This is a genomic window from Butyricimonas sp. DFI.6.44 (assembly GCF_022132345.1).
Lineage (GTDB): Bacteria > Bacteroidota > Bacteroidia > Bacteroidales > Marinifilaceae > Butyricimonas > Butyricimonas muris.
The window spans coordinates 500385-519517 of the sequence record NZ_JAKNJD010000001.1 but is presented as its reverse complement, the minus strand read 5'-3'; the positions used below and the strand labels follow the sequence as shown (position 1 = coordinate 519517).

Annotated in this window: 11 protein-coding genes; 7 read left to right on the top strand and 4 right to left on the bottom strand. The window is 52.5% G+C overall.

All coding sequences use genetic code 11. The features are described 5' to 3' along the window. Window positions 1-11 precede the first annotated feature (11 nt). A complete protein-coding gene (locus tag L0M98_RS02300) occupies window positions 12-1133 on the top strand; it encodes a VWA domain-containing protein (RefSeq protein ID WP_099292602.1) in 1122 nt (373 codons plus the stop codon). Beyond that, window positions 1112-1999: a GNAT family N-acetyltransferase gene (locus L0M98_RS02295; RefSeq protein WP_237961666.1), complete on the top strand. Its 888-nt coding sequence runs from the start codon at window positions 1112-1114 to the stop codon at window positions 1997-1999. Before L0M98_RS02300 ends, L0M98_RS02295 begins: the two co-directional genes overlap by 22 nt. 9 nt (window positions 2000-2008) lie before the next feature. Here L0M98_RS02295 and L0M98_RS02290 read toward each other — a convergent pair whose 3' ends face one another. Continuing rightward, window positions 2009-3553 (bottom strand): ATP-binding protein, encoded by a 1545-nt coding sequence (locus L0M98_RS02290; RefSeq protein ID WP_227214797.1) that lies wholly within the window; start codon window positions 3551-3553, stop codon window positions 2009-2011. 133 nt (window positions 3554-3686) lie between these two features. Between L0M98_RS02290 and L0M98_RS02285 the strand changes: the two genes are divergently transcribed. Continuing rightward, window positions 3687-6380, top strand: coding sequence for a DEAD/DEAH box helicase family protein (locus tag L0M98_RS02285; protein WP_227214796.1), 2694 nt, complete (start codon window positions 3687-3689; stop codon window positions 6378-6380). Window positions 6381-6476: 96 nt separating this feature from the next. Next, window positions 6477-7487, top strand: coding sequence for a YwqG family protein (locus L0M98_RS02280; RefSeq protein ID WP_227214794.1), 1011 nt, complete (start codon window positions 6477-6479; stop codon window positions 7485-7487). A 179-nt stretch (window positions 7488-7666) separates the two neighbouring features. Here the strand turns inward: L0M98_RS02280 and L0M98_RS02275 are convergent, their stop codons facing one another. The 3 genes from L0M98_RS02275 to L0M98_RS02265 all read right to left on the bottom strand — a co-directional run bounded on the left by L0M98_RS02275 (window position 7667) and on the right by L0M98_RS02265 (window position 13043). Next, entirely contained in the window at window positions 7667-8902 is a 1236-nt protein-coding gene (locus tag L0M98_RS02275) for a mechanosensitive ion channel family protein (protein ID WP_227214793.1), read from the bottom strand. Window positions 8903-9105: 203 nt separating this feature from the next. Next, on the bottom strand, window positions 9106-12069 hold the full coding sequence (locus L0M98_RS02270) for a PEP/pyruvate-binding domain-containing protein (protein ID WP_227214792.1): 2964 nt from the start codon (window positions 12067-12069) through the stop codon (window positions 9106-9108). 170 nt (window positions 12070-12239) lie between these two features. Beyond that, complete coding sequence (locus L0M98_RS02265) at window positions 12240-13043, bottom strand: hypothetical protein (protein WP_227214791.1); 804 nt, start codon at window positions 13041-13043, stop codon at window positions 12240-12242. A 386-nt stretch (window positions 13044-13429) separates the two neighbouring features. Between L0M98_RS02265 and L0M98_RS02260 the strand changes: the two genes are divergently transcribed. The 3 genes from L0M98_RS02260 (at window position 13430) to L0M98_RS02250 (ending at window position 19127) form a co-directional block, all read left to right on the top strand. Further along, on the top strand, window positions 13430-14119 hold the full coding sequence (locus L0M98_RS02260; protein WP_227214790.1) for a hypothetical protein: 690 nt from the start codon (window positions 13430-13432) through the stop codon (window positions 14117-14119). 224 nt (window positions 14120-14343) lie between these two features. Then, a complete protein-coding gene (locus L0M98_RS02255; protein WP_227214788.1) occupies window positions 14344-15561 on the top strand; it encodes a FecR family protein in 1218 nt (405 codons plus the stop codon). Window positions 15562-15764: 203 nt separating this feature from the next. Further along, window positions 15765-19127, top strand: coding sequence for a SusC/RagA family TonB-linked outer membrane protein (locus tag L0M98_RS02250; protein WP_227214787.1), 3363 nt, complete (start codon window positions 15765-15767; stop codon window positions 19125-19127). The last annotated feature ends 6 nt before the right edge of the window (window positions 19128-19133 follow it).

Genomic DNA, 19133 nt, shown 5'->3' with positions numbered 1-19133 from the left:
AAGTAAATATTATGGAAGAAACCCTTTTAAAAAGATGGCGGTTGATACTCGGGGGTGATGCGGCGGACGGCACGGGAATCTCGTTAAGTCCCGAAGAGTCCCGCGTGGACGATGCTTTGCACGCCTTGTACGACAGTGATCGGCGGGGAGGTTTAGGTGGTTCTGCCCCTAAAGTGAGTCGTTGGCTGGGTGATATCCGGGAATTCTTCCCGCAATCGGTAGTACAGGTGATACAGAAAGACGCTATCAAGCGGTTAAACCTCACCTCTTTACTTACCGAGAAAGAGATGCTCCAGTCCATTGTGCCGGACGTGCATCTGGTGGCGACGCTTATGTCCCTGAGTCGGGTAATCCCCGAGAAGAACAAGGCGATAGCCCGTGACGTGGTGCGTAAGGTCGTCGACGAGTTGATGAAGAAACTCTCCGCGCCGATGCAGCAAGCGGTGACGGGTGCGCTGAATCGTTCCAGCAGGCGTCGCAATCCCCGCTATAACGAAATCGACTGGAAAACCACGATAGAAAAGAACCTGCGCAACTACCAACCGGAGTACAAGACAATTATCCCGGAGGTGCGTATCGGCTACGGGCGGAAACGGCGGGCGCTGAAAGACATCGTGCTTTGCCTCGACCAGAGTGGCTCCATGGGTGCCTCGGTCGTTTATTCGGGGATATTCGGTTCCGTGCTGGCTTCCATTCCCGCGGTGCAAACCCGCATGGTTGTCTTTGACACGTCCGTGGTCGATCTGACCGATGACTTGCAAGACCCCGTGGATTTGTTGTTCGGTGTACAATTGGGCGGGGGTACGGATATCGACCGTGCTTTGGGGTACTGTCAAACGGTTATTACCCGTCCCTCCGACACGGTGCTGGTCTTGGTTACCGACCTTTACGAGGGCGGGAACGAGAAAGAGATGCGCGAGAAGATGATTTCCCTCGTGCAGAGCGGGGTACAACTCATCGTTTTGCTGGCATTGAACGACGACGGGGCGCCTTTCTACGATAAAGAAAATGCCCAATTCCTAGCCGAATTGGGAGTTCCCGCTTTTGCCTGTACGCCGGATAAATTCCCGGATTTAATGGCGACCGCTTTAGCGAAACAAGATATAAGTATATGGTTATCAAAAAACACATGATGATTAAAGGTAAGAAAAGTATAGAGCTCATCGAGCGTTGCGCGGAGATATGGGAGGCCGCGGTACGGGCAACCCACCATTTCGTGAAGGAAAGCGATATCGTCTTCTACCGTCCTTACGTGCGGCAGAATTGCGACAATCTACCCCTTTTGTTGCATCACGAGGGGGACGAGGTGGTGGCGTTCCTCGGTTTGGATTCCACGTATATAGATATGCTGTTCGTGCATCCCGATTACCGGGGAAAGGGTATCGGGCGAAAACTGGTACAGAGGGCGGTAGACGAATACCACGCCGAAACGCTTACCGTCAACGAGCAGAACGAGCAAGCCCTCGGTTTTTACCTGAAACTGGGTTTCGAGGTGCAAAGCCGCAGCGCCCTCGACGGGTTCGGCTTTCCTTATCCGCTCTTGCACATGCGCTTGAAGAATCCCCGCCAACGATTGGTAAAAGTGACGGGCGACAAGAAAGCCTATCTTTCCTTGCTCTTGCTTGCCGATCCCTCGGAGGAAATGGTCGATCGTTACCTGCCCGATGGCGAGATGTTCATTCTCGAACGGGACGGACGGGTAATCGGTGAGGCGGTAGTGGATGCCGCGGGCGAAATAAAGAACCTCGCCGTCGATCCCGACTACCAGAGGCAGTATTTCGGTAGGTACATACTGGCCGCGCTGGCTGAACACTACAAAGACCGTTTCGATTATTTATGGGTAGGTACCAGCGATTACGGCACGGTGTATTACGAGCAATACGGTTTTGAATGCGACCACGTGGTAAAGAATTTCTTCACGGACAATTACCCCGAACCAATCATCGAGGACGGCAGGCAATGTGTCGACATGGTCTACCTCAAGCGGAAAATACGGTAGAATAGGTTTCTATTCTACCAACCACTTTTCAATATTTCTCGTCTTTTTGGAGAAGTTGATTCCTATTTTAAATAACTCGCAGGAATCAGCCTCAAAGGGTAGGGCGTAGTGCTTTTCATTGATTTGCTTTAATGCCTCTTCCGCCGATCCTTCCAGTTTAAATTCCATCACGTAGATATATTTGTCTGTCTGCAAAACCAGATCGATACGTCCTTCACTGGTATGATATTCCGCTTTGACATAGAAACCTATCAATTTGAAGACAATGAAAAGTACGTTTTGGTAGTGTAATTCAACATCTTTCGCCAATTCATAAGGTGTGTCGGCAAAGAAACTTTGCAAGCGTCGGAAGAATGCGTCGTAATTACCCGTGCAAATCTCGCCGACAAACTGTCGGATGGCAAAAGGTGAATCTACCGCGTTCGTGTTAGCGTAGAAAGGAAGCAGGAATTGAATGAACCCTTCTTCCACCTCTCGGTTGGGAAATCCTAACGAGTAGAGCCCGAACACCTTGTCGTATCCTTTGATGGTTAAGTAACCGCTCTGGTATATCACCGGGATAGCACTCCCGTCGTTGTAAATACTGTTCAGCACGTCGGCACTGGTTTCCACGTTTTCTATCTTTTCCAGATTATAACGATTCTGTTTCAGTAGTTCCACCAGATACGTGGGTGTTCCCGTTTCGAACCAATAGTTGCCGAATTGCATCTTTTTGAATGTATTCAGCAGGCTGAACGGGTTATAGATACCTTCCGAGTTTGCCGTGAAATGATAACCGTCGTAACGTTCCTTCATCTCTTTGCAGGTTTCCTCGTAGCTCATGCCTTGCGTGGCTGCCAACTCGTGCAAGTCTTCCTCGAAACCGGTATGCAGTTCGTTGTCCGTGATTCCGCACAAGCTCACGTATTTCCTGTCCATAGATATATCTTCGAGGTTATTCAAGTCACTGAACACGCTCACTTTGCCGAATTTCGTCACTCCTGTCAGTAAGGCAAACTTGATATACCCGTCCATGCTTTTAAGTACACCGTAAAAGGCTTTCATCGTGTTACGGTACGCATTCTGCAATTCCTCGTTGTCAATCGCTTGCAGCATAGGTTTGTCGTATTCGTCAATCAGGATAACTACATCCTGTCCCTCTTTTTCACGAGCCCTGCGAATAATACCTTTAAAACGCAGCGAGGGACTGACCTCCGTTGGTCTGCTCCCGTACAATTCTTCCCATTCGGCTAACCTGTCGTTTAATATGTTATCCAGACTATCGGGTTTGTCGTACTTTTGCGCATTCAAATCCAAGTGCAGGATAGGATATCTTTTCCATTCCTTTTCCAGTTTTTCCATGGCAAGCCCAGTGAAAAGCTCTTTTCTCCCTTGGAAATATGCTTCCAGTGTTGAAATCAACAGACTCTTACCAAAACGGCGAGGGCGGCTTAGGAAATAATAACGTCCGGACGATACCAGTTCATAAACCAATGCTGTTTTATCAATATAAAGATAATCATCATTGCGTAGACTCTCGAAATTCTGAATACCGATAGGATATAGTTTTTTCATGGCTTGTTTATTTCATTGTGTCGGACTATGACAAAGATAGTATAAATCACGGTAACAGGAAAGATATTTTATGAAATTCCCGCGGATACCTCCCTGATTATTGTATATTTGCCGTGACTAACGTTTGTGGTGCATGGAAATAATGACGGAATTCCCCGCGGGGATAAAATTCAAATACGAGTGGCGGAAGTATCAGGCGCGGGTATTGGGTGAACTGGAGGCTTATTTGTCCAACGGTTCGCTCCACGTGGTGGCTCCTCCCGGTTCGGGAAAGACGGTATTGGGGTTGGAGGTTATGCTGAGGCTTAATCGTCCGACGTTGATACTGGCGCCCTCGCTGGCGATACGGGAGCAGTGGATAGATCGTTTCCGGGAGCTGTTTTTACTGACCGATCGAAAGCCGGAATGGATATCAAGTAATATACGGAAGCCTGCTTTCGTGACGGTCTGCACGTACCAAGGGGTGCATGCCGCGTATAATAACCTGCCGGATGAAGAGAAGAACGGGGATGCACCCGCCTCGAAGACGAATATCACGCGGGAGTTAAAGCGGTTGGGGGTAAAGACGGTCATACTGGATGAGGCTCATCACCTGAAAAACGAGTGGTGGTATACCCTTGAGCGTCTGAAGAGTCACTTGTCGCCCGTGATTGTCGGGCTGACGGCAACCCCGCCTTACGACGTGACGTTTGCCGAGTGGCAGCGTTACCTTGAATTGAACGGAACAGTAGACACGGAGATTACCGTGCCCGAGTTGATACGCGAGGGGGATTTGTGTCCACATCAGGATTACGTGTATTATTCTTTGCCTTCGCCGGAGGAATACGATCGCATCAACGCGTTCCGGCGGGATGTCGATACGCTCTTCCGGGAGTTACAGAAAGACCCGGTGTTGATCGAGGCGTTCGCGAATCACCCCGCGTGGGTGGATCCCGCGGGACACTTGGAGTGGATATTCGACCATATGTCTTTCTATTCCGCCATGTTGATATTCTTGTATCACGCGGGGAAAGAGATTCCGCCTGTCCACCTGCAAGTGCTGGGACAGGAAAACATACAGGTGCCCGTGTTGGATTACGCGTGGATGGAGGTATTGTTGGAGTTTTATTTGCAGGGAGGACGGGATACTTTTATCGGTCGCGAGGAGCATCAGGTATCTCTGGAAAACAAGTTGGTGCGGAATGGTGTCACGGAGAAGAAACAGATCAGTTTCCGGTATAACGGTCGGTTAACGAGGATGCTGACGGCGAGTATAAGCAAGTTGAACAGTATCGCCAACATCGTTTCTTTCGAGTCCCGGCAGTTGGGCGACCGTTTGCGGATGGTGATATTGACGGATTACATACGGAAGGAATGGAAAGTGGCATCACCCGCGAACGACCTGCCTTTGGATAAAATGGGAGTGTTCCCCGTGTTCGAGAAGTTGCGGCGGTCGGGTACCGGTGGAAATCGTGTCGGGGTGCTGACGGGTTCAATTGTGGTCGTACCCCGTGCGGCGTTGGGGGTACTGGACGAGGTGACGCGCGAGATGAGGTTGGGAAAGGCGTCCGTGAAACCCCTGCCTTATGATGATTCTTACGCCGAAGTCGCTTTAACCGGGACGATAAAGGACGAGATAACCCGCGTTGTCACCTGTATGTTCGAGCGGGGGGCTATCGAGATTCTGATCGGTACAAAGTCATTGTTGGGAGAGGGGTGGGATGCACCTTGCATCAATACGTTGATACTGGCGAGTTTTGTCGGTTCGTTCGTGCTGTCGAACCAGATGCGCGGGCGGGCTATCCGGGTAGAAAAGGGAAATGCCGCCAAGACGGGGAATATATGGCATCTGGTGTGCGCGGACCCGACTTCGCCCACGGGGGGTGACGATGTGGAGCTGTTGCGACGCAGGTTCAAGGGCTTCCTCGGGATATCCGACCGGGAGGGCGAGAAAATCGAGAATGGCGTGAAGCGCCTCGATATTCCCGCGACCTTATGCGATAGGGAAATCATTGAACGGAGGAATCAACGTACTTTTGAAGAAGCGGGCGGCAGGGAGCGGTTGCGGGGGCGTTGGGACGCGGCGGTGAGGCAGGGCGTGCATCTCGTGGAAGAGATCAAAGTACCGTATCCCGGGGTGGAGAAGTTTCAGGAGGTGAAACGGTTGTATTTGCAGAAAACGCTCAAGTACTTGTTCGTCGAACTCGGTTTCATCGTGTCCTCGGTTCTTAACGTCATGTTCTATGATTTTGCCCGGATGAGTTCGCGAATGCATTCCTCGCGCATGTTGTTTACCGTGCTTTTAGTCTTTTTGGCGGTCGGTTTTTGTGTTATATTACCCCCGGCGGTGAAGGCATTGCGTCTTTACTTGAAATATCGCGATATCTCGAAGGATATACGGAAGATAGGGTGCGCTTTGCTACGGACTTTGCAAGACGAGAAGGTGATACTTTCGCCACCGGGGGAGGTGAGCGTGGAGGCGTACGGCGATGATTCCGGTGCCGTGTACTGTTACCTGAAAGGCGGTTCCAATTACGAGAAATCGGTATTTATCAATGCCTTGAAGGAAATTATCTCACCCGTGGATAATCCCCGTTACGTGATCGTGCGGGAGAGCAGGCTATGGAGTCGCTTGAAGCAGGAGGATTACCATGCCGTCCCCGAGCTCTTGGGGAAGAGGAAAGCCTCCGCCGAGTGCCTGCGGCGGCATTGGGAGGAGGAAGTCGGGGCATGTCGTCTGGTGTTTACCCGCACGCTGGAGGGGCGTAAGTTTCTGCTTCATTGTCGGGTGAATTCTCTGGCTACCAAATTATCCGATGATATCGAACACGTGAACGTGTGGAGGTAAAAGTTCGCAAATGGTAATTTGCAAACTTTTACTATATTTGTCACGCGCGACCTGTAACTCGCGAATGACAATTTGCAAACTAAATAACAATATACTATGGGATTTTTAGGTAAAATATTCGGTGGTGGCGGTAATGGCGGGGAGAAGAAAGAGAGTTCGGCGGATAGGATGTTGAAGATTATTCGCGAGAGGACGACAATGGACTACGCGGAGCTTGTTCCCGCGGACGAGCAGACCATGCCGTGGAACAGTAAGATAGGGGGTATTCCTTATATGCCAGAGGGGTTCGTGTACCCGTGTGACGAAACGGATTACACGGTACAGGCGGAGGGAAGCGTCGCGCCACAGCCGCGAACGGCTCCCTCGGATGTTCTTCTGGGAGGTACCGGACAACCGCGGGTGGAGAACCCGGAGATTATCGCGGGGGACACGGCGCTAGCGGAGGTTGCCGAACCCGCCGAACGGGAGAAGAAACCGTTGCGTTTCCTCGGGCAGTTGAACTTTGCCGAGATGCCCGCGTTGGAGGGTTTCCCGCGGGAGGGAATATTGCAGTTCTATATCAGCGGGGAGGATTCCCTCGGGTTGAACTTCGAGAACCGGACAGACCAGAAGGGCTTTCGGGTGATTTATCACGAGCGGGTGACGGAGGATACTTCCCGTTTACTTGCCGAGCTGCCGACGACCGGTATGGAGGATGCTTTCCCGTTGTCGGGAGAGAGAAAGTTGAACTTCCGGAAAGCGTCTATGGCTATGACTTCATGGGATTTCCGTTTCGAGAAATTGTTACTGGAAGTCTACAATCAAACTCATCCGGACGCTACCGTGCCTACTTTAGACCGGGTGGACGAGTCCGTTTTCGACGAGGTGTACGCCCAACTGGAGGCGGGGGGACACCGTGTCGGCGGCTATCCTTCTTTCACGCAGCTCGACCCTAGAGAGTATGACGAGCGTATCCAAGAGCATACCGTCCTGCTTTTCCAACTGGATTCAGACAGTGACAACGGCATCGCGTGGGGCGACAGTGGCGTGTGCAACTTCTTTATCCGCCCGGATGATCTGGCGAAGCGGGATTTCAGTGGGGTGTTGTATAATTGGGATTGCTATTGAGTTTATAAAGTCTATAAGGTCCATAAGGTCCGTAAGGTCTATAAGGTCCATAAGGTCAGTAGACCCCTGCGGGGCGTTATATCAACGGCAGCTCAAACTGCCGTTTTAACTCTGTCCGAAGGACACTCGTTACCTTATGGATTTTACTGACCTTATGGACCTTATAGACCTTATGGACTTTACGCCCCTTTCCCTTCCATCCATTCCATGTTTGTCGGGTATTGGAATACTTTCAGTTTGAATAGCGGGAGGATAGCGAACAGGTGGTCGAACACGTCGGCTTGCGCTCTTTCGTAGACGAGCCATTGCGTGCTTGCCGTGAAGCAGTAGATTTCCAAGGGGATACCTGTCGCCGTGGGTTGCAGTTGGCGTACCATGTGTGTCATGTTCAAGTTGATATCAGGGTTAGCGGTAAGCCACGCTTCCATGTATTCGCGGAAGGTGCCGAGGTTTGTCAGGCGGCGTCTGTCCAGCGGGTTGACCACTTTGGCGTTGTATTCGTTAATTTCTCGTTGTTTATTCTCGATATAGTTTTTCAGCAGGGACGATTGTTTCAGGTTTTCCAAATCTTCGTCCGAGAGGTAATGCACGGAGTAGATGTCGATGTTTACCGAGCGTTTGATGCGTCGTCCCCCGGCTTCCTGCATTCCCCGCCAGTTAGTGAACGATTCGGACACCAGTTTGTAAGTCGGTATGGTGGAGATGGTTTTGTCCCAGTTCTGCACTTTCACGGTGGTGAGGTTAATCTCTATCACGTCGCCGTCGGCGTTGCTGCCGGGCATCACTATCCAGTCGCCGATATTCACCATGCGGTTGGAAATCAATTGTATTCCCGCCACGAACCCGAGGATGGCATCCTTGAATACCAACATCAGCACGGCGGACAAGGCTCCGAGTCCGGCGAGCAGTGTCGCGGGATTCTTGTCGAGCAGGATACTGATGATTATAATCGTGGTGGCACAGTAGAAGAATATCTTGATGACTTGGATAAATACTTTAATCGGTCTGTTTTTCGCCACGGGGTAACTCTCGTATATGCGGTTGATACCGTCCAGTACGCTCGATATAATGAGCAGGAAGGAGATGGTAATCCAGATATTAATACAAATCATCAATATATTGATTCCCGTCCAGTCGTACGCCCTGAAAACGATTAGGGTAACAATCGGGGAGATTAGCAGCCCCAAGCGGTTGAAGAATCGTTGGTCGAACATCAGGTCGTCCCAGTTGGTCGATGTCCGTTTGGTCAGTTTCATCACGATACGCGCCAGCCATTGCCGGGTGAGCACGTGGACAATCCACGTGATGATACCCATGATAATAACTAGCGCGAGGAAGTAAAGCAGGTCTGAGAATCCTTCCGAATAGACGTGTAGATGCTGTAATCCGGCATCGATGTACTCTTTAATAGTCATGTTAATATGTTTTAGTTGGTTTTGCACGGGGCAAAGATAGGAAATAAGTTTATAAGGTTTATAAAGTTTGTAAAGTTCATAAGGTTCATAAAGTAACGGGTGTCCTTCGGACGATATTTTCGGCAGCTCAAGCTGCCGTGAACAAAGCGCCCCGCAGGGGTCCAAAACCTTATAAACTTTATGAACTTTATAAACCTTATAAACTAATAAGTTACCACCGACGTCTGTTTCTTCCCGTCCATCCACACGGTGAGGGGGGCTTTGAAGCGGACGTGGCGGGAGTATTTAAATTCCTCGACCACTTCCTGTTGTGCCAGCACGTCGAAGTTGATGAAGGCGTTCGCGTCTTGGAAGGGGATGGCGAAGTAGCCCACGTTCATCGAGGTGACGTTGTGGAAGAAGTGGGAGCCGAGCGATGCGTCGAGCGGGAAGTCGGGGAGTCCCTGTTCGACGATGACTTTGGCGTTGGCGATATCCGACCATTGCACGGGGATGCCCGTCAGCGGGTCGCGCGTGCCCCAGCGACCGGGGCCGATAAGCAGGTATTTCTCGCCTTCGCGGGCGATGTCGGCGTTATGGCGTTTGATTTCCTCGGCGATCTCTTCCGTCCGCAGGCGGTCGAATTTCTCCGGGTCGACGTACACCACGTCCCGTATATATTGCAACTTCCCGTTGCCCATGCCCTTGTCGGCACGCAGCAGGACGTGTTCGGCGTCGATGGCGTCGTTTTCTATGTCGATGTTATACTCGTTTTTTATCAGCGGTTTGATTTGCAAGAGGTAGAACACGGGTTTCCCGCCCTCGAAGTTGACGCAAAATTCGATTTCCACGGGCGAACCCATCGCCTGCGAGAAGATGTCGAGCAGGATTTGCAGCGCGGGTGCCAGCGGGAAATAGTCGTATTGCAGTATCTTCGAGAAGTCGACGACACGGGGACCTCTCGTGGAGAAGTCGTACGTGATTCGGTCATTCATGAAGTCGTAGACGGACGCCGTGTATTCCAGAGTCCCGTCCCGTTCCGCCTCCGGCATGTCATACGCTTTTATGGCGGCGTTTTCCCCGTCGCGGTACAGGTCGTATTCCTGCCGTTCGAGGTCGATGGCGTAGAAATAGCGTTGCGATGCCTTTATTTTGTCTTGTATGGAAGCGAGTTGCAGTTTCGGGTACGCGGGGCTGAAGCGGTGGGTTTTCTCGCCGCCCACCACGTAGGCACCCAACCCGACGGCGGTAACGGCGAACCCGTCTTCCGGCTTGATGTAGGAGAAGGGATAGAAGTTGTACGACTGTGCCACGCCGCTGATTTCCGGGTAATAGCGCCCGTTATGCTCGTTGCCGACTACTTCCTGCAGGATTACCGCCATTTTCTCTTCCTCTATCATGTAGTCGATGGCGTTGAAGTACGCCCGCGACTCGGGCGAGAAGATGGAGGCGTACACCAGCTTGATAGCGTCTTCCGCGTCCCGCGCCCGTCGCTCGAAGTCCGGGTGATTGTTGGGCAGGAGGTAGGTGGAGTACACGCCGGCAAAGGGTTGGTTGAGCGAGTCCTCGAACAACCCGGAGGAGCGTACCGCCAGCGGTTTGGTCATCACGCGGAGGTATTCCCGCAGTTTTGCCCGCAGTTTCTCCGGCAATCGTGCCGTCCGGAAGGCGTCGATGATGTGGTCGTATTGCTTGTCGGCGTAGAGGACGTCGTAAAGGTCGTTCTCCTCGATAAAGTTGTCAAATTCATCGACGCCGATCACCGCCGTTTTGGGTATCATCACTTGCAGGTCGGGAATAAGTTTTTTAAGGTACACGTTCTCGATGAAGTTGGAGAGGAACGCCAGCCCGCGTCCCTTGCCGCCGAGCGAGCCTTTGCCGAGGCGGGTGATGTAGCGGTTGGAGTCTACCAGCGACGGGTTGAAGTTGATGATGCGTCCCCGCAATTTTTTCAGTTCCGACGCCTCGAAGACGTTGGCGATGAAGCGGCGCGTTTCCTCCGCGTTTTTGAAATAGCTGAAACTGTAACGGCGCAGTTTTTTGGCGAGGTTGATTTCCGCCCGTGCCATGAGCCACGTGGAGATGCCGTTGCGCTTGGCGTGGTATTCCAACGACTCGTCCGGCACGGTCATCAGTTTGCGCCGGAATTCCTCGACGCTCGCTGCCCGATCTATGGGTAGACCGTTGGCGTCGCGGAAAATAAAATCGCCGAACCCAAGCTCCCCTTTGATGAAGTTGCGTATATCCCTCGAAAGGGTCGGGGAGTTTTTGACTATGAAATTGGCTTTTGTTTCTTGGGCCCGGCGTAGGTTTTCGCGTTCGTGGCTTTGCAGCAGGCAGGGAACGTGGGTATCGAACGCGCGCACGTGGCGGATCAGTTCGATTCCCGCGTTCTCGTCCTCCACGCCGCCGCGGGGGTAACGGACGTCGGAGATAACGCCGATGATGTTGTCCCGGTACCGGTCTATGATGTCGACGGCTTCCTCGAACGTGCTGACGAGTATCACTTTCGGGCGTACCCGCATCTTGAGTATCACGCCCATCTCGTCGTTCGAGGGTTCCTCGTTGATGATCGCCTGCGTTTGCGTCATGACCTCGGTGTAGAGCAGCGGCAGGTAGCGCGAGTAGTATTTGACGGAGTCCTCGACCACGAGAATCACCCGCGTGTCGGCGAGGCGGGTGTCGACGTCGAGGTTGATTTTGTCTTCAAGGTATTTCGCCATGGCGAGAAATACTTTCGTCGACCCGTTCCACACGAACACGCGTTCGATGGATTCCCGGGTTTCCGCTTCCACGCGCCGGAAGTGGGCGAGGTCGGCGTTGTTGTTCACGAGCATCAACTGGTGGATGTCGGGATACAGGCGTTTGATGGAGCGGCTCGTGGCGACGGGTGTCGTCTTGTCGATTCCCGCCATGATGATGATGAGCTCGAAATGCTTGTTCGCCAACGCGCGCAGTGCCGCTTCCTCGTTCGCCACGGAGGTGAAACGGGGGGCGGTGTAGAGGTTCAGTTGCAGGTATTCGCCGAATATCTTGTCGGAGAATTGTCCCTCGCGCTCGATGGTGTACGAGTCGTAGTAGTTGGCGATGAGCAGAATTTCCTTTACCTTGAAAGGCATGAGCTCTTGAAAGATGTCACGGTCGCTCTTTTTCCGCTTGTATATTTTGTTCAAGTTTATTTTTTCCATAAGACAAAGATACAATTGAAAATTGAAAGTTGAAAATTGAAAATGAAAGGACTACCTCCCCTTGTTTCTAAATCTCGCGCGGAAGGGGGAAACGACTTGTCGGATCGTTTCTCCCCCCACGCGGAAAGAAATTTGGAGGGGTAGTTTTTGGCATTTTCAATTTTCAATTTTCAACTTTCAATTGTTACCGTGAGGTAGATGGAGTTGGAGGTCCGTTTCCCGTTGGCGGTTTTAGCGTAGACGTAGACTTGGTAGTCCGCGAGCTCGATGCCGTCGCCGGCGGGGATGAATTCGGAGGTGGCACCGCCTTCACCCCTGAGGCGCAGTTCTTTTTGCAGGCAGAACCCGTTCTCGGGGTTGTAGATGATAGCGCGTACGAGGTCGTTGTTGTAGGCGTAAGCTTCCTCGATAGCGTTGGGCGTTTGCTCGAATTGTAGCTTGTAGCCGGTAGCGTTGGCGTCGACTTTAACGGCGTCAATCTCCTTGGCGGACGCTCCCTTCAGGGTAAGTTGCTCGCGCTTGAATTCGAGTATCTGTTGGGCGTTGACGGGGGAGGCGTTGACGGTCACGACGGGTTTCCACAGGGGCCCCTGTGCCATGATGACTTTCGACCAGTCGATTTGGCTGGCAAATTCCTCGTTCGACTTTTTCTTCGGGTCGACGGGGGTGTCGGGGTCGATCTTGGTGGTGGTGATCACTTCCGCGTTCTTTTTGTTCACGCTCGTGAAGCGGTTCGCCCACTTGACGCCCTTGCTGTCCGGCGGGAAGCTTTGGCGCAAGGCGAGGTTGAGGAATTTCACGTGGCGGTTCAATTCCGAGAATCCCGACGCGTTTTTTTTCTGGTCTTCCTGCAAGGGGGCTTGCGTGGTGTTTTCCATGCGGACACCTGTCCAACCTTTACCGAGGGCGGAGTAGATTTTGTTCCCGATTCTTCCCGTTACTAGGGTGTAGTCGGGTGATTTTTGTCTAGCCATTTTTGTAATGTATTTAATTTGTAACTCAAACGCCTTTCCATACTCTTCGTGGAAAGCTCTTAACAAATGTAGAATCATATTTTTTTATATCCAAGAAAAATTATAAATATTTTTAGAATAAATTAACATATACTCTCGGTGTTCCGGGTTTACCTTCCCCGCGGGGTGGCAATATGGCGTGAAACGCCCGTGATGGCGGGGGATGGCGTAACTCTTCCTTCAGTTTAATATCCATAAGTGTTCCATAACTCTTCCATAAGTTATCCTTGTTGGCATGGTATAAAGGTAGCTGTGGTATGGGTAATTTGAGGAATATTTATTAAATTTACAGTTAAGGTGGAATGAAGGTGCGTCGGGGGAGTATTAACGGTAAAAAGGAGGTTAATATGGCGAATTTGAAATCAAAAGGTAAGGACACCGGGCGGCAACGTTCCGGGGGTAAAACAAAGTATCACAGGAAAGGTAAGGAATGCACGTGCGACAGCAAGCGCACTCCCGCGACGACAGAGGCGCGGGACAAGGCTCTCGCCAAGCGCACGGATGCGCAACGGGACAACTCGGATTGGTTCACCGCGGCGACACTGGTGGAGAGTGCCGCGTACCGGGTGCTGGAGGATTGGAACATGTGGAACGATTTCGCGCGGGATTTGACGGTCACGGGGTGGAACCTGTGCCACATGGTTAATGGCCCGTATTGTGACGGCAGCGGGGTGATCAATTTCCCGGCGTTCGTGTTCAGCATCGGGTGGCTTGCCAACCCGACGTACACGCTCGTGAAGCGGGAGGGATGGACCGTGACGTTACAGTGGACGAGTACCGCGAGGCAATTGCGCTCGGGGGGGAGGGACAGGCTGATGGTCGGGTACTTTCACGCCGCGCGTCCCACTTGTCCCCAGTTTCTGGAGGACACGGGAGCGAGGCGGGAGGACGGGAAGGTAACGCTGACTCTGCCGCGGCATGACGCGCCGGAGGGGGACGTGTTGCACGTTTACCCGTTTTTCGTGCGGCGGAACGGCACGGATTTCTCGCGTTCGCTCTATTTCCGGGTGGCGGACGGGATGGACGGGGAAGTTTGAATAATTGAAAGTTGAAAATTGAAAATTGAAAATGTAAAAAACTATCCCTTCAAATTTTCTTTCACGTGGGGAGATAAACGCTCCGGCGAGTCGTTTCCCCCCTTCCGCGCAAGACAAGAACTAAGGGGAGGTAGTCCTTTCATTTTCAATTTTCAACTTTCAATTTTCAATTTTTTTGCTTGTCGAGTAATACCAAAGAATAGTTCGGGTATTCTTATGGTGTTATGGATAAAGATAGAATATATATAGTATTGGATTTATTTCTTAAATCTTGGAACGGGACTCTGAATCGGGCGGAAGAGGAGGAGCTGGGGGCGTTGTTGGCGGAGCCGAGATGGGCGCGGTTGAAAAGAAATCTGGAGAGTGACCGTTTTATAATGGCGAGGTTCAAGGAATACGGGAAATATAATTCCGCGGCGGATTTCTCGATTTTCCTGAAACAGGTCAGGAGAAGGGAGAAGTCGCGACACGCGAACACGTGGTGGCGGCGGGTGATCGCTAGCGCGGCTTGCGCCGCTATTTGTGTTGCCGCGGGATGGTGGTGGTCGCGGGAGGCGGGTGAAGAGGCGGCACCCGGGTTCATGGCGGAGAGCGCGGTGGAGCGGCAAGGCGCCGACCGGAACAGCGTGCGTCTGGTGTTGTCTGATAATCAAGTAATCACTTTGTCGAAGAAGACGGAGATTATCCCTATCTCGCGTCTGGATTCGATCGGGGTTTCGCGGTCGGCGGGTGTGCCGACGCTGGACTACACGCGGTTGAAAAAAGAGCTTTTGACGGACACTGTGGTCTACCACACGTTGATCGTGCCGCGGGGGGAGATGCAGTCCGTGATTCTTTCCGACGGTTCGCGCGTGGTGGTGAACGCCATGTCCATGCTGAAGTACCCGGTCGTGTTCCCGGATTCGACGCGGGAGGTGTACGTGGAGGGCGAGGCGAAGTTCGAGGTGGCTAGGGATGGCGGGAGGTCTTTCGTGGTTTCGGGCAAGGATTTTCAGGTGGACGTGCTGGGGACGGTGTTCAACGTGATGAGTTACGACGAGGAACCGGTGTCGCTGGTGACGCTGCTTGAAGGGAAGGTCAGGGCGTCGTCGGGCGACAGGACGGTAATATTGAAGCCGGGAGAGCAAGTGTCCATCACGCCGGATCACGATACGCGGGTGAGCGAGGTGGACGCGGAGGCTGTCGTGGCGTGGGTGGATAAAAAGATTAATTTCGACGCGGAGAGGTTGGACGCGGTGATGAGGAAATTGTGTCGATGGTACGACGTGCGGGTGCTTTACGAGACGCCCGCCATGAGGGAACGGCGTTTCACGGGGATGATGATGTACGATGTCCCGTTGGAGATGTTTCTCGAGTGGCTGAGCACGACGACGGATATGCGATTCACGTTGAGTGACGGGGTGATCGTTGTTGCCGCGAGCGGTAAGTTACATACGCCGTAAACGGCGGGTTACAAGTTACAAGTTGCATTTGCCGCGGGGCGGCAAGTTACAGGTTATGGCATTCGATGAATGGCCAAGGGGGCATGCTATGCTTATTCTACAAATCTGACATACAAACGATAGTGGAGCCCGCGCAAGCGAGGTGATGGGACACGAGAGCGAGCGCGGGTTTTCATCTTTTATGAAATCTAAAACTAATCTACATGAAAAAGAAGAAGTCTAATCTATTGATGATGAAGAGGAAGACGGGCATCGTGTTGATGTTGGTTCTCTTTCTTCAATCTTTTAACACCGGGGTTTGTCGCGCCCAATCGGCGGACGAACCGAGGTTGACCGTGGAGTTTAAAGAGACTCCTTTCACGGGGGTGCTGGATTACATCAAGCGTCACACGAAGTACGAACCCCTGTACAATAACGAGGAGATGAAGCGGATTCCTGCGGTGACGCACAGTTTCAAGTCGGTGCCGTTGTCGGACGTGCTGCGGGCTTGTCTGGAGGGGACGGAGTACACGTTCAGTTTCTACCAGAACATGATCGTGATACAGAAGCGGCAGCGGACGGTGACTCCCGTGACGATACGCGGTAAGGTGCTGGACGAGCGGGGCGACGCGTTGCCGGGTGCCTCGGTGGTGGTGGAAGGAACCACGCTCGGGGTGAGTGCCGGGGAAGAGGGTACGTTCACGTTGAATCTGCCGCGGATGGATACGATCTATCTCGTGGTGACTTTCATGGGTATGCAACCGAACAAGGTGGCGGTGACGACGTTTGACAAGGAGATCGTGGTGCGTATGCAGCCGGACACGCGCGAGATGGAGGAGGTGATCGTGACGGGTTTCGGGACGGTGAAGAAATCGAGCTTCACGGGAAACGCCGTGGTGGTGACGCGGGAGGAATTGTTGCAAGTGTCGAAGACGAACGTTATTAAGGCACTGGAGGTGTACGACCCGTCCTTCCGCGTCAAGACGAACAATCAATGGGGGTCTGACCCGAACGCGCTGCCCGAGATACAGATACGGGGGCAGTCCAGTATAGGTATCAAGGATCTGGACAAGAACACGTTGTCCAAGTCGGCGCTGGAGAATAACCCTAACCTGCCGATTTTTATACTTGACGGTTTCGAGGTTGCCATCAACAAGATTTATGACATGGATCCCAACCGGATCGAGACGATGTATATCTTGAAAGACGCGGCAGCCACGGCTCTGTACGGTTCGCGGGCGGCGAACGGCGTGGTGGTGGTGACGACGGTAGCCCCGAAGGTGGGAGAGGTGCTGATCGATTACACGATCGTGGGGAGCGTGACGATGCCCGATTTGTCGGATTATAACCTGATGCACGCTGCCGGGAAGTTGGCGGCGGAGATCCCGGCTGGGATTTTTCTTCCCGTCGGGAATAACGATACGCGCCACGATATGGATCAGGAGTATAACCGGAAGTTGTTGAACGTGCTGAGAGGGGTAGACACGTACTGGATCGGGAAGCCGGTACGCTCGATATTCAATCACAAGCACAGCCTCTCGTTCGAGGGGGGAACGGAAGTGATGCGTTACGCGTTGGACTTGCAATACAACAATGACAACGGGGTGATGAAGGGATCGTACCGCGACCGTATCGGCGGCGGTTTCCTGTTCATGTACACGGGCGGTAAGATTGAAGTGCGTAATTACGTGTCTTACGGGGAAACGAGGGCAAAGGAGTCGCCTTACGGGGATTTTAGCCAGTACACGAAGCTATTGCCTTATGATACTTACAAGGACGAGGACGGGAAGTACTTGAAGGAGTTGCCGTACTGGACGGGACGCGAGAGTCTGGTAAATCCCTTGTACGAGGCTAATCTCGGGAGTTATGACCGGACGCACATGACGGATTTAACGGATAATTTTAACTTGAACTGGTATATTACCCCGCACATGTACGCGAAGGGGGAGGTTGGCGTGACTCACACGACGGAAGAACGGGAAGTGTACGTGCATCCCGATTCCGAGACGCAGAAGGGGACGGAGATGAACGAGGATAACCTGTATGCCGGGACGTTGGGGAAATCTACGCGGAAAGCGACGTCGTGGGAGGCGAAACTGACGTACTCGTACAGCCAGTCAATGGGGGATCACGACGTGAATTTCACGGGTGGTGTCAATATGGTGACTTCGCGGGATAATAGCGCGAACGCGCGGTACCGGGGGTTCCCGACGGGCGGCGACTTCGTGTCCGTGAATTTCGCCAAGGAGATCGTGGAGAAACCTACCGAAAGGGAGAGCCGGAAGCGTTTGTTCGGTATACTGGGAGTGGGAAACTACTCGTACAAGAACACGTATTTGCTGGACGTGCTGTTCAGGTATGACGGGTCGTCGCAATTCGGGTCTAACAAGCGTTGGGCTCCCATGTGGGGGTTCGGGGTGGGTGTGAACCTGCACAAGTACAGTATTTTCGCCGATTTGGGTTGGGTGCAGTTGCTGAAGGTGAGAGGGTCTTACGGGAGAACGGGAAAGACCGGTTTCCAGTCTTACGAGGCGATACCCACGCACGAGATTAATATCGAGGAGTGGTACGTGACCGGGGCGGGTGCCTCGCTGGTGAACACGCGCGGGAACCGGAATTTGAAGTGGGAAACCACGGATAAGTTGGATGTCAGTCTGGAATTTGATATTTTCAACAGTTTGCTTTACGTGGAGGGGAATTATTATTACGAGGTGACGAAGGGGGCTATCACGGACGTGACGTTGCAGGCGTCGACCGGGTTCAAGACTTACAAGACGAACATGGGCGAGGTGTTGAACGAGGGGTTCTCTATCCAGTTGAGAAGCACGTTATATCAGGATAAGGATTGGTACGTGGCGGTTTACGGTAATATGGCGGGCAACAGGAACACGTTGAAAAAGGTGTCGGACGCGTTGAAGGAGTACAACGAGCGGGTGAACGATTATTATAATGACGCGAATAATGATTTGGACCGCATGTTGACGAAGTACGAGGAGGGGGTGTCCATGACCGCCAAGTACGGGATGAAGTCCCTCGGGATAGATCCCGCTAACGGGAAGGAATTGTTTATTTATCGCGACGGGACGGTGAGTTACGACTGGGCTGCCGCGGAGATGGTGAAAATCGGTGACGAGACGCCGAAAGCACAAGGTTCGTTCGGGGTGAATTTGCGCTACCGTAATTTCACGCTGTTCACGAGTTTCATGTACGAGTTCGGGGGTGATATGTATAATTCGACTCTCGTGAACGAGGTTGAAAATGCCGATATGGCACGCAACGTGGACAAACGCGCGGTGACGCAACGCTGGTACCAACCGGGGGATATTACCACGCTGAAGGATATCAAGGATCGTAACGTGACGACTCAGCCGACCTCGCGTTTTATGCAACGGAATAACACGTTGACGTGGAATTCGGTGAACGTGGGGTACGAGTTCACGCGGGCGAGGAAGAAGATGGGACTGAGGTTGGCGCGCCTTGAAGTGGGGGCGAATGATCTGGTGCGTTTCTCGACGATCAAGACGGAGCGCGGTACGTCTTACCCGTTTGCCCGTACCGTTAATTTCTCGTTGAAGTTGCAATTCTAATGTTAT

Excerpts from the sequence above, each read along its gene's own strand:
- L0M98_RS02295 (WP_237961666.1), top strand. The coding sequence starts at position 1,112 with ATGGTTATCAAAAAACACATGATGATTAAAGGTAAGAAAAGTATAGAG.
- L0M98_RS02300 (WP_099292602.1), top strand. The coding sequence starts at position 12 with ATGGAAGAAACCCTTTTAAAAAGATGGCGGTTGATACTCGGGGGTGAT.
- L0M98_RS02275 (WP_227214793.1), bottom strand. The coding sequence starts at position 8,902 with ATGACTATTAAAGAGTACATCGATGCCGGATTACAGCATCTACACGTC.
- L0M98_RS02270 (WP_227214792.1), bottom strand. The coding sequence starts at position 12,069 with ATGGAAAAAATAAACTTGAACAAAATATACAAGCGGAAAAAGAGCGAC.
- L0M98_RS02255 (WP_227214788.1), top strand. The coding sequence starts at position 14,344 with ATGGATAAAGATAGAATATATATAGTATTGGATTTATTTCTTAAATCT.
- L0M98_RS02290 (WP_227214797.1), bottom strand. The coding sequence starts at position 3,553 with ATGAAAAAACTATATCCTATCGGTATTCAGAATTTCGAGAGTCTACGC.
- L0M98_RS02265 (WP_227214791.1), bottom strand. The coding sequence starts at position 13,043 with ATGGCTAGACAAAAATCACCCGACTACACCCTAGTAACGGGAAGAATC.
- L0M98_RS02250 (WP_227214787.1), top strand. The coding sequence starts at position 15,765 with ATGAAAAAGAAGAAGTCTAATCTATTGATGATGAAGAGGAAGACGGGC.
- L0M98_RS02280 (WP_227214794.1), top strand. The coding sequence starts at position 6,477 with ATGGGATTTTTAGGTAAAATATTCGGTGGTGGCGGTAATGGCGGGGAG.
- L0M98_RS02285 (WP_227214796.1), top strand. The coding sequence starts at position 3,687 with ATGGAAATAATGACGGAATTCCCCGCGGGGATAAAATTCAAATACGAG.
- L0M98_RS02260 (WP_227214790.1), top strand. The coding sequence starts at position 13,430 with ATGGCGAATTTGAAATCAAAAGGTAAGGACACCGGGCGGCAACGTTCC.